Origin of the sequence: Paenibacillus pabuli (genome assembly GCF_039831995.1) — a bacterium.
In the GTDB taxonomy this organism is placed as follows: domain Bacteria; phylum Bacillota; class Bacilli; order Paenibacillales; family Paenibacillaceae; genus Paenibacillus; species Paenibacillus pabuli_C.
The window spans coordinates 2942283-2959288 of the sequence record NZ_JBDOIO010000003.1 but is presented as its reverse complement, the minus strand read 5'-3'; the positions used below and the strand labels follow the sequence as shown (position 1 = coordinate 2959288).

Below are 17006 nucleotides of genomic sequence, written 5' to 3'. Positions count from 1 at the left end.
TGGGAGGAGGTCATAAGTGTGAGGGGATAAAAAAACCATGCGATCTGAGGAAACAGCGATCACATGGTACCATATGAATGAGGAAAGTTTGATTATCTAAACATGTTTTTGACAACCATCCAGAGGTTTGCCGGTTTCTCAGCTAGCCGGCGAGTGTAATACGGGTACCACATGGTTCCATAGGGAACATAACAGCGAATGCGATATCCTTCCCGTGCAAGCCGTTCCTGTTCATTCATGCGCAGTCCGTACAGCATCTGGAATTCAAACGCATCAGGAGAGATACCCCGGTCTCTGGCATACTGTTTGGTCCACGAAATAATGTGATCATCATGCGAAGCGACCGCTGTGTATACGCCCTGATCCAGATGCTGGCGGATCATGGATTTGAATTGATCAATGACTTCGGAAGTATTCTGATACGCTACGGCTGCGGGCTCTTTGTAAGCGCCTTTGACGAGGCGAAGCCGAATGCCTTCACGAATCATGTCCCGTGTATCCTGCTCGGTGCGATGCAGGTAGGCTTGCAGTACTGTTCCCGTGTTATCAAGCCCCTCCGCGTGCAGGCGGCGAACAATATCCAGTGTAGCCTGGGTGAATGGGCTGTCCTCCATATCAATCCGGACAAACAGATCATGCAGCTTCGCCTGTGCCGCTACCGAACGGATATTCCGGTAACCCTCCTCTGGGTCGAGCGCAAGGCCCATCTGGGTTGGCTTCAAGGATACGTTGGAGTCTGCTCCCTGCCTAGCAATGCCTTCCACAAGTCTTATATATTCATCACGATACAAGGCTGCCTCGCTCAACCTTGTGATGCCTTCACCCAGATGATCCAGCGTTGCCATAATGCCCTTGTTGTTAAGAATACGGATCTCTTCCAATGCTTCTTCCAGTGTGCTGCCTGCGATAAACTTGCCTGCCAGCTTTTTGCCGTATTTAATGGACAGATTCTCCACAGCTTTATTGCCCGCAACGGTCAGTAGTGTTTTGCGGTACATTTCCGTTCCAATACTCACGCTAGTTTCCTCCTTAGGGATCATGCTCGTATAACCCTTTACCGAAGCAAGAATCGTGCCAGACCATTTATTTTATTAAAATATTCATTCTTAATCGGAGTTGGCACGGATCTTGCTACATATATTGGGTGAGAGTGAAATAGCATGGTAAATCAGGCGAGCAGCCAGCGATTCCAACATCCTGAAGGAGGAATTATTCATGAATATCCCTTTTGTTAACGAACCATTTACGCCCTTTGCTGTACCAGCGAACAAGGAAGCCTTTGAGAGCGCACTTCGCAAGGTGGAATCTGAGCTTGGACAGGAATATTCCATGATTATCGGCGGGCAGAAAATAACGAGCAGTCGCACGTCAACTTCCGTTAACCCGGCGGCTAAGGATCAGGTGATTGGAACCGTTTTTCAGGCTAATCAGGAGCTGGCAGAGCAGGCGATTCAGACAGCAGCAGAAACGTTCCGTACCTGGAAACATACAGATCCGAATGAACGTGCACGATATTTGTTCAAAGCAGCTGCGCTTATGCGTCTGCGCAAGCATGAATTCTCTGCATGGATGGTGTATGAAGCAGGCAAAACATGGCCGGAGGCGGATGCAGATACAGCGGAAGCTATTGATTTTATGGAGTTCTATGCGAGGGAAATGCAGCGTCTAAGCGAACCCCAGCCCTTGACCCGGATTGCAGGTGAAGATAATGAACTGACCTATATCCCGCTTGGCGTGGGGGTTGTTATTCCGCCGTGGAACTTCCCGCTGGCCATTATGGCTGGCATGACTTCTGCCGCGCTTGTTTCAGGAAATACGGTCGTTTTAAAGCCGGCCAGCCCGACGCCGGTAATTGCAGCCAAATTCATGGAACTGCTGGCTGAGGCAGGAGTACCGGATGGCGTAGTGAACTATTTGCCAGGCCCGGGCAGCGAAGTGGGCGATTACCTTGTGGACCATGCGCTGACCCGATTTATCAGCTTCACCGGTTCGAGAGATGTGGGTCTGCGGATCAATGAACGGGCTGCCCGCACGGCTCCAGGGCAAAAGTGGATCAAACGGGTGATTGCAGAAATGGGCGGTAAAGATTCCATCGTTGTGGACAGCGAAAGTGATCTGGAGCTGGCTGCGGACTCCATAACCGCTTCGGCATTCGGATTCTCCGGACAGAAATGTTCCGCGTGTTCCCGAGCCATTATTCATAAGGATGTATATGATGAAGTATTGCAGATGGTCATTGAGCGTACGAAGAAGCTTACGATGGGTAGTCCGCTCGAAGTGGGCAGTCAAGTAGGCCCAGTAATTGATGACAAGGCGTATGGCAAAATCAATGAATATATTGAAGTGGGCAAGGGAGAAGGAAGGCTTGTATTAGGCGGAGGCACAGGGGATACCCAAGGCTATTTCATTGAACCGACGATTATCGCGGATGTTGACCCGCTGGCCCGGATTGCACAGGAAGAGATTTTTGGACCTGTACTTGCGTTTATCAAGGCAGATACGTTTGAGGAAGCACTTCATATTGCGAACAACACCGATTATGGCTTGACAGGTGCAGTCATTTCACGGAATCGTGCGCATCTGGAACTGGCGAGACGAGAGTTTTTTGCCGGGAATCTGTACTTTAACCGGAAATGCACGGGTGCTTTGGTTGGCGCTCATCCGTTTGGCGGATTCAATATGTCAGGCACGGACTCCAAAGCGGGCGGAAGAGACTACCTGCTGCTGTTTACTCAAGCGAAGCTGGTTTCGGAAAAGTATTGAGGGGAACAGTCGCTGTGGCTTCTGACAAACCATTTACTTTTGTGCTATTTTTCTGGAAAATATAAATCAAATTCCAATCCGCGCAGAAGGAGGGGGAATCATGCTAGAGATGCAGCTGGTTCAGGAGCAGCGTGTTCGGCTGTCCATGACGCCAGAGATGAAACAGTCCATTCACTTGTTGACGTTAGCCGGTCAGGATTTGAACCGTTATTTGCAGGAAGCGGCAGATGAAAATCCGGTACTTGAAGTGGAGGAGCACACAGCACCGCTGGTCCGCCTCTCGCGGAAAGGAAATCAGAGAACATTTGCTTCCTACGACCCGCTGCTGCAGGCCAAAAGTGCTGAGCCAACGCTTGAGCAGCTGCTATCCGCTCAGATTCGCTTGCTGGATCTCCCGCCTGCGCTGGAGGCAGCAGCTGAATATTTGGCGGGGTGTGTCAATGATGACGGTTATCTGACGATGGATCTGGCCGAATTGTCATCGGTATTTCGCATATCCGCGGCTGAGGCGGAAGCAGGATTGGATATCCTTCAGTCGCTGGATCCGGCAGGCGTGGGGGCACGCACCGTGCATGAGTGCTTGCTGCTTCAGATCCGTCGGGATCCGTCAGCCGCTCGTCATGCAGAGCGGATGGTCGAGGCAGGGCTGGCGGAACTCGTACCATTCCATCCGGGCAAAGCGGGAACTAGGCTCGGCATATCCTCACGTGAGGCAGAAGCAGCGTATAATTACATTACTGGGCTTAATCCTAAGCCCTGCCGTTCCATTGGATGCCATGAGCGCCCTCATTACATCATTCCGGATGCCGTTGTGGAACTGCGGGATGGCGAGATTTATATGGAGCTCCACTCGGCAGGGAACCTTCGTGTATCCATGAATGAAGAATGTTCCCGCTGGATCAGGCGTGAAACTCCTGGTGAAGTCTGGTCGGCGCGGGCAGCGGAGGCGAGAGCCATTGTTCGCAGTGTGCAGCTGCGGCGCAGAACCTTGATGCGTGTTCTCACGGCGGTGATGAGTGAGCAGGTATATTTTTTGCATGAAGGACCAGCTGGCCTGAAACCGCTCAATCTGGCAATCGTTGCCGAGAGGATTGGCATGCATGAGTCCACGGTAAGCCGTGCCGTTAACGGAAAATATGTTCAGACACCCTATGGGGTATTTGAATTGAAGTCCTTTTTTACGACAGGTATTGAGACGGCTTCTGGAGATCCGGCTTCTGCCGCAGCGGTTAAACTTCGATTGAAGGTGCTCATCCGTACGGAGCAGGTTTGCCGGCCGTATTCGGACAGCCAATTGGCAGAGCTGCTCGCCGAGGAGGGAATCAGGATCTCCCGCAGAACGGTGGCAAAGTACAGGGAGGAGCTGCACATCCTGTCTTCGCTTGAGCGCAAGCGCTGGAGGTAAACAGACATTTGCAGTTATGTCTTCCTACTTATAGCAAGCATTATATCAACAGAAAGCCCCTGCTCACCAGAATTAACGGTGTGCAGGGGCTTTCTGTTTTGATCAATAATCATAATGAGTTCGAGTCAGTCAAACCTCATTACATATTGTGCAGGAAACGCTCACCAGCAATACCCGGTGTAGTCATCTGTTCGGGATGCATGATTTCTTCGAGCTCCTCGATTGTGAGCAATCCGCGTTCCAGAATGATTTCTTGGAGCGAAGCACCAGTTTTCAGAGCTTCCTTCACAATGGAGGCAGCCACATCATAGCCCAGATGCGGATTGAGTGCCGTAATGACGCTGAAGCTTTGCTTCATGATCAGTGCACAGCGTTCACGGTTTGCTTCCATTTCCTCCACGGCATAACGGGTGAACACATCAATGCCGTTATTCATGATTTTCAGGGATTGCAGCAGGTTGAACGCGATGACAGGGCCCATTACATTCAATTCGAATTGTCCGGCTTCACACGCCATGCAGATGGTATGATCGTTCCCCATGACCTGGAAGGAGACCTGGTTGATCACTTCGGCCATAACCGGATTGACCTTCCCTGGCATGATGGAGGAGCCTGGCTGACGGGCCGGAAGACGAAGCTCATTGAATCCTGCACGCGGTCCGGAAGCCATCATTCGAATATCATTACAGATCTTGGACAGGTTGACTGCGCATACCTTGAGGGCAGCAGACAGCTCCATATAAGCATCTGTATTCTGAGTAGCATCCACGAGATCATCAGCCGTCTGAAGCTTCAGTCCGGTAACATCGGACAAATGTTCCGTGACCTTAACGATGTACTCCGGCTTGGCATTGAGCCCTGTTCCTACTGCGGTAGCTCCGAGGTTGATCGTCAGCAGGCGGCGATTCGCAAATTCAAGACGCTCCATATCGCGTCCCAGCACCCGTGCATAGGCACCGAATTCTTGTCCCAAACGGATTGGCACGGCATCCTGGAGATGGGTGCGTCCTACTTTGACAACATCATTAAACTCCACTTCTTTTTTCAGAAATGCGTCCTTCAGGCGCTGCATGGTAGCCAGCAATGTTTCAGACAACTGATACGCAGCGATCCGCAGTGCTGTTGGAATGACATCGTTGGTAGACTGGGACATGTTCACATGGTTGTTGGGGTTGCAATGGAAGTAATCCCCTTTGTTCTGCAGCAGCAGTTCAAGTCCGCGATTGGCCAAAATTTCGTTCATATTCATATTCATGGAGGTGCCAGCACCGCCCTGAATGGAGTCAACTATAAAATGATCCAGATGATGACCTTTCATCATTTCTTCAGCGGCCATCACGATGACATCGCCAATTTTCGGCGGCAGCATTTTCAGCTCCATATTCGTGATTGCGGCAGCCTTCTTCACGGCAGCGAGGGCTGTAACTAGCTCCCGATGCACGGGTACGCCAGTAATCGGAAAGTTTTCCACGGCCCGTACCGTCTGTATTCCGTAATAGGCATAAGCAGGAATTTCTTTTTCACCAATAAAATCTTTCTCCGTCCGTGTGGACATTGTAGACATTTCTTTCGCCTCCAGTGGCATCCAAAAATAGGTCAGCTCCGGCGATGCCGAAGCGCACTCAGTATATCACTTAAGCAAAATGGATGCCAGGCTAAATGATTTAACCCAATTTGCCGATAATAATTAAAATTAGGGGTATTAACCTGGCTTCGTACTGGGTGAATCGAAGTGTAACAAACTTATCTTATAAATTATGCACCACAAGGATGAAAAGGTATTCGTGCTGGACAAGATGGGTCCCTGATTTAGCGTTTTCAGTGATGTAGATCACATGTTATTTGGTCGACGATTGGTAAAATAGGAAAAAAGGACTATGAGGTGCGAGCATGAAATGGACTTTAGGCGCAAAGACAGTCGCAGGTCTGGTACTCATTTCGATTATTACATACGGAACTAGCGGCTTTTTTATATTTTTTCTCCAGGACTGGCTCTCTTTCTCCATGCCAAGCTGGTTGTATATCACCTTAGTACTCATTCTAGGCGTGTGCTGGAACGGAATTCTGGGATGGTTTGCCTCCCGCTGGCTGACCCGTCCAATCGTTCACCTGTCCAAGGCAGCCCAGCAAGTTTCGTCAGGAGATCTGACAGCTGAAATTCCGCAGCGCCGTACGCAGGACGAGCTTACCGTGTTATATGATGCGTTTCGCGCAATGGTCGTTAATCTAAGAAGTATTGTGAACGACATTGCGGATAGTACGCGTACGACCTCACAGAATGCGCAATCTTTAAGTGAAGCCATTACCCAGGCAGCCGAACAAATTGAAATGATGTCGGAAGCGGTGGATCACATTGCCGTAGGGGTAGAGGAACAAAAAGTGACTTCCCACGAGTCTCTGATCACGGCAGATGAGATGTTGAACGATTTTCAGCGCATGCATACCCAATCGATCGGTATGACAGAGATGTCAGGGCAGATGGAACAGTCGGTGGATCATACGAAGCAGACATTTTCGTTGCTGATGAAAGGAATGGACGAGCTGGCTGTATCGCATAATCGTTCCCGGGACATCATGCTGGTTCTAGAGAAGGAAGCCTCGGATATTGAGGCCATTACGCAATCGGTCAAAAACATCGCGGAGGAGACAGCACTTCTTGCTCTAAATGCATCCATTGAGGCAGCGCGTGCCGGAGAAGAGGGAGCAGGTTTTGCTGTGGTTGCCCAGCAGATTCGCAAGCTGTCGGACGAGAGTACACAATCGGTTCACCGAATAAACGAACTGATCAGCCGTGTTCAGCAGCGTATCCGCGATACGGCACAGCTGATTCATGAGCAGCACGGACTTGTCGTGAATGAGTCCCAGCGCACCATTAATGTCGATCAGACGCTGCTGGAGCTGACTGGAACGGTTGAGGTATTCATGAAAGGCGCTCATGAGATCGGCTCCAAAATTGCAGAGCAGACCGTTCGGGTTGAACGGACACATGGTCACGTTAAACAGATTCAAGGAAAAGCCGGCTCGTTCTCGGACGAGGCTAGACGGATTATGGATGCCGCTCATGAGGAGACGGCAATCATGCAGGAAATCTCCTCTTCGGCTGAAGAGTTGAGACAATTAACGGATCGTTTGATGGACAAAACAAAAGCATTTCGGATGCAGCCTTAAGCTGTTTCCGGAATGTTTTTTTCTTTATATGGATAAACCCGAACATTCTTTCGCAAAATTAGAGGTTTGTAAAGTTTTTTTTATGAAACATTAACAAATTCGCAACGACTGGGCGATAAATGACGATATAATAGTTGTAGTATTCCATTTTTAAAAGAAGGAGCCCAGAATATTGAAAACGTGGACAGGTATCCTGCTGATGATCGTTTTGGCGGTTGTTACGATCAGTACAACCTCAGCGGCCAGAACATCCAATGAACAAAAACAGCTTAACATAGATGATCAATCCAGCCAGACCGATGGGGTCGTGGCATCCAATATAGAAACCAATGAAACATCCTTTACCTCAGAAGAGAACGCTCCTGTAAAAAAAGAGAACGTTTCCGTTGCTCCCGAAAATGAAAAGGTAAGATTATACCCGATGCAAGTGGAGGGTTCAGGATATATTTATAACGGCATGATTCTTGAAGTAAATGGACAGACGCGTGAATTCAGCAAGTGGCAGGGAGAAGGCGGGTCTTACAAACCCGAAGTGCATGAACTGGATCTGAATGGGGACGGCAAAAAAGAGATTATCGTGCTGTTCACTTCCGGACACGGAACAGGTATTTATTTGGGTCAGGCACACATCATAGATTCGGATACGCTAGAAGAGATGAACATGCAGCCTCTGGATGAGGTTGTGAAGCAGCACATAAGCTCCAAAGTGAACGTTACGCCTGGGAAAGTGACCATTGACGTAACGTTGGATGGGGTAAAGTTAGAGCCTTCTCAAATTGAGGAAGAAACGGATGGCATAGCCTATAATGATGAACTTCAATTCGGCGATGTCGTGTATTACAGTGTGGAGAACGGCAAGTTGAAAGTCACGGCGTCTGGCGCATATGGACCGGCTGGGTACGACGGAGATCTAACATTTGCTTATGAATATCAGGATGGCGGATGGAAGGCAGTGAATGTGGAATACAGTACTGAAGCGTATGAAGATGAGTATTATGAATCGTTTGATTGAAGCCACGGAGTAGAAGATTTAAGAGATTGATGCTTGCTTGTCATAAAAGAATAACTTATGCTTCTGCCTTATTAGGCAGGGGTAGGAACGGTGGGGCTGAAAAAAAACGGGGATACTCAGCCTCACTTTGTGCTGTTCTTATACAGAGATATTTCCAAAATATTGAATTAAAAATGGTTGACAATACCACTTTAGTCGTTTAAATGTATAAAGGACAAACCAATTTGGTTACAGGAGGGATTTATAGTGAAGAAAAAAGCCGTAATCGGACTGATGGTGGGCACACTGACACTCGGTATTGGTACAGGGGCACTGGCAGCAACAGGACTTGAACCAATTAAGGCCTATCTGAACAGCAAGATTTCTCTGAAAATGAATGGAGCAACCGTGACAGCCAAAGATGCCAATGGCAAGACGGTACTGCCAATTACCTACAATGGAACAACGTATTTGCCAGTGCGTGCAGTGGGGACATTACTCGGTACGGAAATCACTTATGACAGCGCAAACTCCTCGGTTCTGATCGGCAGTAACAACGGATCTGCTGCACCTGAAGAGAATAAGTTGACATTGAGTTCACTTGGAGCAACTGTGCTCGGAACCTCCGGTTGGCACACCAAGGATCCGAGCGACACCTCGTATAAAGGGAAAGACTACAAAGATGTATATCTTCATACGGACTCCGTGAAACAAGGCGAAAGCTTTCAGATCATGACACAAAAAAAGTATTCCAAATTACATCTGGAACTGGCAGCCATTGCGGGTTCCCACGAGATCAGAATTATAGATCATAATAATACAACCCTGAAAACACTCACCGTTGCAGCAGATCGTGGATTGCAGGGTGTAGATGTTGATGTTTCCGAGGCTGATTTTGTTTTTGTGGAGATCGTTGATGAAGAACCGGGTTCTTCGCTGTTCGTTCCATTGACTACTTCTTATCTGACTAAATAATATTTTATTGTTTATAAAAAAACGATTATTGTCATTACGTTAGAAGGTTCAGCTGAACCCCCGACGCATGCAATAATCGTTTTTGGTTTGAGAGAAATAGTCTAGAGTTATGAACTCTTAACGAATCATTGTATCGAGAGGTTTGAGATTGGCTTCAATCTCTGCCCGGCGGCTTTCCAGGAATGGTGGCAGAGCGAGCGATTCTCCCAAATGGGCAAGTTCCTCGTCTGTATCGAAACCAGGACCATCCGTTGCGAGCTCAAACAGGATGCCGTTCGCTTCACGGAAATACAGGGAACGGAAGTAAAAACGATCGACGAAACCGGAATTCGGGAAACTGAAGTTACGAACACGTTCCACCCATTGTCTCAATTCCTCTTCATTATCCACCCGGAATGCAACATGGTGTACGCTACCACGTCCAGGTCTCTCGATTGGCAAGTCGTTACGCTCCTCTACATGGACCTCGGAACCACTGCCTCCTTCACCAGATTCAAATATAAGGACATCCGGTTGTCCTGCAACAAAAGCAGGGTAGGTTCCTTTTTGGCGGAATCCAAGCAGCTCCGTGAGAACCGTTGCCGTCAACGATGCGTCCTGAACGGTGAGGTGTACAGGACCAAGGCCTACAATACCGTATTCAGTCGGTACCGGGCTCTGATCCCATGGTTTTCCCCCAGGTACACCTGTGTTGTTCTCGTCAGACACCAAGATCAGACGCTGGTTTTCAAAATCAGTAAATGAAAGTGTTGCACGGCCACCACGATTCGTAATTTCACCATGAGGTACTTCATATTCATCAAACCGTTGGATCCAATACTGGAGAGCGGCATCATTAGGAACGCGCAGCGAAGTAGCAGAGATGCTGTTCACGCCTTCGCGTGTCTGTCCGGCCATCGGAATCTCGAAGAATGTCAGCTCGGTGCCGGGATTGCCTTTTTCATCTCCATAGAAGAGGTGGTATACGGAAACGTCATCCTGGTTTACTGTTTTTTTGATCAGGCGAAGGCCCATGACATTGGTGTAAAAGCGATAGTTTTCAGCGGCATGTGCGGTCAGTGCGGATACGTGGTGAAGTCCTTTGATTTGCATTGTTAATTCCTCCTGAATAATTGGGATTGGGTATTCTTGATTATGTGTAAGTTGTTATTTAACTTTTATTAAGCGACTAACTTTTTGTTTGTTTTGTTCTGAATTTATCTTAACATGAAGATAATTATAAAGCAACACATATCTGAAACACCCAACGGATAGACTTTCGCTTCAATTAATGCCAAAATGAAAAATATTACATTTCAAGGTATCACTGTTTGTGATGGGAAGGAGAAGTACATGGGATATCCCCAGTGGCTTGACCCTTATGATGAACGGCCTTTTATCATGTTTTCGAATCCACACATATGGGCGATAGCCTGCACGGCAATAGTGATTATCTTGCTGTACCTGCTTAGAAATAAGTTGAGAGCATGGCCAGAACGTACACGGCGGGTGCTGCGAATGAGAATAGCCATCTTCATGATTGGTTGTGAAGTTCTGCTTCAGTTATGGTATGTCTACGGCGGGGTGTGGGGTGTGAGGACATCGCTGCCGCTGGAGCTGTGCAGTCTGTCCCTGTTGTTGTCAGCCGTGCTGCTGTTAACACGAAGTCGTTTGCTGTTTTCGGCGATATTCTTTGCCGGGATTGCAGGTGCACTGATGGCGATCGTAACTCCCAACCTGGGTTACACCGTTCCACATTTTCGGTTTATTCAATTTTTTACGGCTCATGCCTGTATTATACTTGCACTGCTCTATATGACCTGGGTAGAACAGCTTCGTCCAAGCTGGAGATCAGTCGTGGGTTCGATGGTATTTGTGAATGTAGCTGCGCTGATTGTATATGGAACGGATGTGCTTGTGGAAGCCAACTATATGTTTCTTCGTCATAAACCGGAGACGGCATCCGTACTGGATCTCCTGGGACCTTACCCGTTATATATTCTGGGGGAAGAAGTACTGGCAGCTGTATTGTTTTCGTTAATGTACTTGTTGTTCTTCGCCATTCCGGAGCGAATGAAGAACCGGGTGAAGAAGGAGAGGAGTTCTGCGGTGTGACTAGTAAAGGTAGAACACTGAAAATCCCGCAGCATCCTGAGACTCAGGATGCTGCGGGATAATTGGTTTTCCGAACCCCATATGATGTGGCAGACAACTTATCCCCGAAGGAGGGATTCTGCACCATCTACGTAAATACGTGTACCTGTGACATGAGAAGACTCGTCGGAAGCCAGGAAAAGTACCAGATTGGCTACCTGTTCAGACGTGCCGGGTTCCCCTTTGAGCGGATGTTCATGGCCTTTCGGGAATTCCACCGGGATCTGAACATCTTTCAGATCATCTGAAGGATAGGTGTTGTCATCAATATTGGTATCAATGGCACCAGGACAGACAGCGTTGACACGGATCTTGTAGCGCGCCAGTTCGAGTGCAGCCATCTTCGTAAAAGCAGTCTGACCAGCCTTACTGGAAGCGTATGCAGAGAATCCGATGCCCGAGAACACCCGGTTACCGTTAATGGAACTGGTGATGATGATGCTGCCTCCATGATCTTTTAGATGGGGGATGGCATATTTGACGGTTGCGAATGTACCGCGCATATTAATCCCCATCGTTTGATCCCAGTCCTCCGGTTCCATCGTTTCAATTGGAGCCATTGTGCCGTTGATCCCCGCATTTGCAAATACAATATCCAGTTTACCGGTTTCTGCTGCAGCTTGATTAATCGCTTTTTGTACATTGTCCGGTTTGGAGATATCACATTCGATAACAGAAGCTTCTCCGCCGGCTTTTTCAATCGTTTGTTTCGTTTCTTCGGCATTTTCCGGTGTACGGTCCAGCAGATATACTTTGGCTCCATGCTCGGCGAAACGGATTGCGGTAGCCTTCCCAATGCCCGAACCACCTCCGGTTACAATTGCTACTTTTCCTTTCAAACGCTGTTCACTCATCCTGATCCCTCCGCGTCCTATAAATTTCAGTGTACTCTCTATCTCTACATACCCGGCTCAAGGGAGGTGAATCATATTCCCTCATACTTGTCCATACAAAAAAACAGGACCGCTAATCGGCCCTGTATCTGAATATTAAAATGACGTCAATATGCAATTCGCCTGGCTGAAAGGTTATTTATGTTTCTTCCAGTCCAGTGAGCTGTTATTCAATAAATACTCGAAGTCGTTATCCCGCCGCTTCTGTTCCGCTTTCCGAGCTTCTTCCGCCTGCTGGCGTTCCTGTTCCTTGCGCTGAGCTTCGGCAGCTTTGGCTTCATCAGCTTGAGCCTTCAGCTTCTCGAGCACATCACTGCTGAGCAGATCCTTCAGCGTCGCCGGTTTATCTTGAGCTGCTTTGGGGGCAGCAGGTTGTTTTTTGGATTTTGCCATGGAAAATTCTCCTCTCAGACGTAAATCAGGTTCCCTGTTTCGATCCGTAGTCATAGTATATCAGGTTCCCGGTATCCGTTCCATGAAACGAGACTAGAAAAGAAGGAAATCGACTGTTCCGTGACGAATGAAAACGGGTATAAAATCATATAGTATTACCGATACTGCGACTATTCCCTGGAGAAAGGAGTCGTTGTTCGTGGAAGTTGACCGCAGCTTGTTGAAAGGGCTTGCATGGGGGATTGCCTTCAGCTGCCCGCTATGGATTGCGATTATTGGCTGGTTCCGGTTGTTGGGGTGGATGTTGTGAGATCAGCGGGTTGCAGAGCTGCTGTGTATATATGTGCGTAGAGGGCTTTTTTTTTAAACCTCTCATGTAAACGCTACCATTTAATAAAGCTCTGCCTTGCGTATTTATCGCAAGACAGAGCTTTTGTTTGTAATGTACCCGTGGAGTCTTATTCCTCTGGTATTTTTACAGGTTCAGGATATTCCAGGCCATGCGTGTCGACGGTCACTTTTTTCATCACTTGATCGGTGACCGGTTTGTCTTGTTGACCTATTTCCTGAGCTGCGATTCCATCGACTACATCCATACCCTCTGTGACTTTCCCAAAGGTTGCATAAGCATTGTCCAGATAATCAGCATCCGCTAACATGATAAAAAATTGGGAGCCAGCCGAGTCTAGGTTATCAGCTTGACGCGCCATAGAAATCACTCCACGTGTATGATTCAGATGGTTTTTGTGACCGTTGGATGTGAATTCACCTTTAATGGCGTATCCAGGGCCGCCTGAACCATTACCATTTGGATCTCCACCCTGAATCATGAAGCCCGGAATGACGCGGTGAAAGATGAGGCCATCATAGAAACCCTGATTAGCCAGCGAGATAAAATTGTATACCGTGTTAGGCGCAATTTCGGGATAGAGTTCGATCACGATTTTTTGCCCGTCCTGCATTTCGATCGTGGCTACCGGGTTTTGACCTTCAGGCGGAGCCGGAACGGGTTCCGTAGCGCCGCTCGAAGGGCGTCCACAGCCGCTAATAACAATAAGCAGCAGCGCCATGATCAGCGATGCAGCAGTTGTTTTTTTCCATCGTAAAGACATGAGAATGTTCCCCCTTGCATCTCTGCTTAATGTGTTTCAACGGAATTATTTTGGGATAATCCATCAACTATCATACCGTTTTTTGGGACAGGAAGGCAATCCATGCTTTGCTTTTGCAGGTGCCAGGGATGGTCTTCATGGAAGCATAGGTGTAAAATAAGGAAAATGCTTCCGCAGCAGGGACGTACGGGTCTGTTCCGTCCGCTCCAATACACGGCAGTCCCGGCGTCAGTAACGGAAAGGACGTGCGGGTATATGGACTTCTCGTGGAAGCGTAATCTGGTGATTTTGTGGATTGGTGTATTTTTTTGCAGCACCGCATATTCAATCTCCATCCCGTTTTTGCCCTTGTTTTTGAGCGGCGATCTCGGGGTTCGTGATCACCTGGAGTTTTGGTCAGGGCTGGCTTTTGGCATCACGTTTCTGGCGAGTGCGCTGGTGTCTCCGTTCTGGGGGTCGTTGGCAGACAAATACGGACGCAAGCCAATGCTGATCCGTTCGGGATACAGCCTTGCGGTATTGTATTTGATCAATTACTTTGTGCAGGATCCCTATTCACTTATCGTTGTCCGGCTGTTTCAGGGATTGCTGGCTGGCTTCGTTCCGGCTGCAATTGCACTTGTGGGTACGAATACGCCGGAAGAGAAGACAGGATACGCACTGGGTATCATGTCCACGGCCGGGGCTACAGGCGGTATCATCGGTCCGTTGATTGGCGGGGTTGTAAGCCACTACTACGGAAACCGGAATGCATTTTTATTTTCGGCCATTGTGGTGCTGGTTTCTGCGCTAATCGCGACCTTCTGGGTAAAAGAAGAGAATTTCAATCGCAATAAGCCGCGTTCTCATGTCATGGATGATATTCGTGAAGCCAGAGCGAATCGTCTGTTTATTACCGTACTTGGCATGATGGGCATCTGTACATTTTCCGTCATGATTCTTGAGCCGCTGCTAACGGTCTATGTCATGGAGATGGGCATTCAGCCCGATCGGGCCTCGCTCAGCTCAGGTATTATTTTCTCAGCCGTAGGTATAGCTACAGTCATTATGGCACCGAGGTGGGGGAAAATCGGTCAGCGCATCGGTTATGGCAAAGTGTTGATTATTGGACTCGTCGGTGGGGCTGTGGGAAATTTGCTGCAGTTTTTCACGACAGGTTATATCGGCTTTGGTGTTTTGCGGTTTGTATACGGGCTGTTTTTCGCGGCCGTGTTCCCGGCGATCAATGCCATGATTGTACAGGCGACTGACCCGGGATTTCGAGGCAGGGCATTCAGTCTGAATCAGTCGGCGTCTCAGATCGGTACGATGGCAGGACCCATTATTGGCGGTATTCTCGGCGGATGGCTGCCTATTCGCTGGATTTTTATCATCAATGGACTGGCGCTGTTAATCACGGCGATTGCAGCCAAGTGGTCCGGTCTGGAACATAAACTTCCGGGTTCAGGAAAATCAACATCGGAGAAAGCGGTATCAGCGGATCGTTAGATGGAGCTTAAGGGGAAAGATGGCGCTGTAGCAATACAGCAGCCATCTTTTTGATATGACTATTTATGTGGACCAGTAATATACATGAAAAAGGGAAACCTCTTCAACAAGAGATTTCCCTCTTCTTCAGCCTGCTCTATTATATAGGCTATCTCTATTACTCTTCGGAATCGGATTTCTCCTTAGGAATAGCATGCTCAACAGCATCAAGCTGATCCTCTTTCTCCAGAGCATCCGGAAATGAATCTTCCGTAAAAAGTCCGAAATCAGGATCGATATCCCGCTCAGTCACCAGATTATCCGGTGTATCAACGTGCTTTGGGCGATTGTCCTTCATTAAGCTGCACCTCCTTATCCGTGCATCGGGGATAGCAAATACTAACGTCGAGGGAGAATATCATCCTGAGGTTTGGCATCGGCCCCCGCACCATTGAGCAGATCGGTACCATGAAGGGCGTCCGGGTCAGGTGCAGCCGGGTCAACCGGGCTATTCGGCTGCAGCAGATCGGCATCAGGTACCGATTCCAGTGCAGGTTCTGCCAAACGTGATTCCAGCTCCTCCTCCTCTATGGTCGTTGCAGCTACAGGAGGCAGGTCCGTCTCATCGGTTTCAATTCGTCTTCCGGACACTTCATCAAATGTATCCATATCGCCCTGGGGCACTTCTGTTTCAGGCGGAATATCGCGGGACCTCTGGTATCGGTCATAATAACGGTCGCTTTCGTCATTGCTAATCGGTCTGTCTGTCATAAGTAGCAGCTCCTTTCGGGAAATGTTATTGGTTTGACTGCATGTATGATTGTGTTGATATCTTCAAAGGTTCTTACCCCGTAGTTACCCAAACCGCAAACGTTGTAATCGTGCACGTGTTAGCATTCCCTGGGTTGCACCGAATATGAATGACTTAAAATTTAGGGAATACATATTTGACGAGAAAGTAGAGGAAGCCGAAAAAAATGATTACATAAGCCGCATATTTAATAAAAGTGGAGGCGACCATGCTGGAATCCGATTTATGCTGGATGTCTTTCCGTTCTACTTCTACCGTTTTGTGTGGCTCGTTCATTTAAATCATCTCCTTAATAGGTGATTGGTTGCTTTGAGGAACCATTACACCCATAGAAGCGAATTGAATCGTAGAACAGCCAGTACAGCTTTCAAGCAAGGCCTATGTTATGATGGAGCATGATGAAACAGGGAGGGATTCCAGTTGGAATGGTTTACACTTGGCAATATGATCAGTCGAATCCGAATTGGACAAAAGGCATCGACGCCTGGCTTTTCGCGTACGGTCATTCGTCGGCCCGACGGATTGTTCTGGGTTGGTGGCATATGGGCTGGACAAGTTGTCCAGCTACGTGATTTTCTTTTTTCGGATATATGGACGATTTATGAGGATGAGGAAACGGAGCAGTGGCTGAAGTTTCGGAGCGCCTATGAACGGACGGAACGCGAGATGATCGAGAACCAGTTCGAAGATTTGCGCGGCTAAGACAAGTGATGGCTGGATTCCTTTCCTCTAAAAATGGAAATAAATATGTAGTTAAACTAAAATGTGATTTTTTTCGTTTGCCTTTAGAAGGTGACACGTTAAATCATGGCGAATCATAAATGATAGAGTTAGGGGATAGATTCAGCATTTTGCATCATTGGAATGTTGCTAAATGCTCAAAATATGAACTTTG

General features: G+C 48.1%; 17 protein-coding genes. 8 read left to right on the top strand and 9 right to left on the bottom strand.

Translation table 11 applies throughout. The features are described 5' to 3' along the window. Positions 1–92 precede the first annotated feature (92 nt). Positions 93–1016: a proline dehydrogenase family protein gene (locus ABGV42_RS15555; protein ID WP_347382442.1), complete on the bottom strand. Its 924-nt coding sequence runs from the start codon at positions 1014–1016 to the stop codon at positions 93–95. A gap of 199 nt (positions 1017–1215) precedes the next feature. Here ABGV42_RS15555 and pruA point away from each other — a divergent pair, with 199 nt between their 5' ends. Both pruA and rpoN read left to right on the top strand, forming a co-directional pair. After that, positions 1216–2763 carry an L-glutamate gamma-semialdehyde dehydrogenase gene (pruA, locus tag ABGV42_RS15550; RefSeq protein ID WP_347382441.1) on the top strand — a complete coding sequence of 516 codons (1548 nt, stop codon included), beginning with the start codon at positions 1216–1218 and terminating at the stop codon, positions 2761–2763. Positions 2764–2863: 100 nt separating this feature from the next. Beyond that, entirely contained in the window at positions 2864–4168 is a 1305-nt protein-coding gene (gene rpoN, locus ABGV42_RS15545; RefSeq protein WP_347382440.1) for an RNA polymerase factor sigma-54, read from the top strand. A gap of 139 nt (positions 4169–4307) precedes the next feature. On the opposite strand, the gene ABGV42_RS15540 is transcribed toward rpoN, so the two are convergent. Then, positions 4308–5732, bottom strand: coding sequence for an aspartate ammonia-lyase (locus tag ABGV42_RS15540; RefSeq protein ID WP_347382439.1), 1425 nt, complete (start codon positions 5730–5732; stop codon positions 4308–4310). Positions 5733–6058: 326 nt separating this feature from the next. Here ABGV42_RS15540 and ABGV42_RS15535 point away from each other — a divergent pair, with 326 nt between their 5' ends. The 3 genes from ABGV42_RS15535 (at position 6059) to ABGV42_RS15525 (ending at position 9302) form a co-directional block, all read left to right on the top strand. Next, positions 6059–7336, top strand: coding sequence for a methyl-accepting chemotaxis protein (locus tag ABGV42_RS15535; RefSeq protein ID WP_347382438.1), 1278 nt, complete (start codon positions 6059–6061; stop codon positions 7334–7336). 172 nt (positions 7337–7508) lie between these two features. Further along, entirely contained in the window at positions 7509–8348 is an 840-nt protein-coding gene (locus ABGV42_RS15530; protein WP_347382437.1) for a hypothetical protein, read from the top strand. A 246-nt stretch (positions 8349–8594) separates the two neighbouring features. Then, positions 8595–9302, top strand: coding sequence for a stalk domain-containing protein (locus tag ABGV42_RS15525; protein ID WP_347382436.1), 708 nt, complete (start codon positions 8595–8597; stop codon positions 9300–9302). 117 nt (positions 9303–9419) lie between these two features. Here ABGV42_RS15525 and ABGV42_RS15520 read toward each other — a convergent pair whose 3' ends face one another. Beyond that, on the bottom strand, positions 9420–10394 hold the full coding sequence (locus tag ABGV42_RS15520) for a ring-cleaving dioxygenase (RefSeq protein WP_347382435.1): 975 nt from the start codon (positions 10392–10394) through the stop codon (positions 9420–9422). 240 nt (positions 10395–10634) lie between these two features. Between ABGV42_RS15520 and ABGV42_RS15515 the strand changes: the two genes are divergently transcribed. Then, positions 10635–11396 carry a TIGR02206 family membrane protein gene (locus ABGV42_RS15515; protein ID WP_347382434.1) on the top strand — a complete coding sequence of 254 codons (762 nt, stop codon included), beginning with the start codon at positions 10635–10637 and terminating at the stop codon, positions 11394–11396. Between the two features lie 98 nt (positions 11397–11494). On the opposite strand, the gene ABGV42_RS15510 is transcribed toward ABGV42_RS15515, so the two are convergent. The 3 genes from ABGV42_RS15510 to ABGV42_RS15500 form a co-directional block, all read right to left on the bottom strand. After that, positions 11495–12289 carry an SDR family oxidoreductase gene (locus ABGV42_RS15510; protein ID WP_347382433.1) on the bottom strand — a complete coding sequence of 265 codons (795 nt, stop codon included), beginning with the start codon at positions 12287–12289 and terminating at the stop codon, positions 11495–11497. Positions 12290–12463: 174 nt separating this feature from the next. Continuing rightward, entirely contained in the window at positions 12464–12721 is a 258-nt protein-coding gene (locus tag ABGV42_RS15505; RefSeq protein ID WP_347382432.1) for a YqkE family protein, read from the bottom strand. Between the two features lie 458 nt (positions 12722–13179). After that, on the bottom strand, positions 13180–13833 hold the full coding sequence (locus ABGV42_RS15500) for a peptidylprolyl isomerase (RefSeq protein ID WP_347382431.1): 654 nt from the start codon (positions 13831–13833) through the stop codon (positions 13180–13182). Positions 13834–14088: 255 nt separating this feature from the next. Between ABGV42_RS15500 and ABGV42_RS15495 the strand changes: the two genes are divergently transcribed. Further along, a complete protein-coding gene (locus ABGV42_RS15495) occupies positions 14089–15321 on the top strand; it encodes an MFS transporter (RefSeq protein ID WP_347383258.1) in 1233 nt (410 codons plus the stop codon). 157 nt (positions 15322–15478) lie between these two features. Here the strand turns inward: ABGV42_RS15495 and ABGV42_RS15490 are convergent, their stop codons facing one another. The 3 genes from ABGV42_RS15490 to ABGV42_RS15480 form a co-directional block, all read right to left on the bottom strand. Next, complete coding sequence (locus ABGV42_RS15490; RefSeq protein WP_347382430.1) at positions 15479–15658, bottom strand: hypothetical protein; 180 nt, start codon at positions 15656–15658, stop codon at positions 15479–15481. Positions 15659–15699: 41 nt separating this feature from the next. Further along, on the bottom strand, positions 15700–16071 hold the full coding sequence (locus ABGV42_RS15485; protein ID WP_347382429.1) for a hypothetical protein: 372 nt from the start codon (positions 16069–16071) through the stop codon (positions 15700–15702). A gap of 154 nt (positions 16072–16225) precedes the next feature. Next, complete coding sequence (locus ABGV42_RS15480) at positions 16226–16387, bottom strand: hypothetical protein (protein WP_175398102.1); 162 nt, start codon at positions 16385–16387, stop codon at positions 16226–16228. 144 nt (positions 16388–16531) lie between these two features. Between ABGV42_RS15480 and ABGV42_RS15475 the strand changes: the two genes are divergently transcribed. Then, positions 16532–16813 (top strand): hypothetical protein, encoded by a 282-nt coding sequence (locus ABGV42_RS15475; protein WP_347382428.1) that lies wholly within the window; start codon positions 16532–16534, stop codon positions 16811–16813. Positions 16814–17006: the final 193 nt, after the last annotated feature.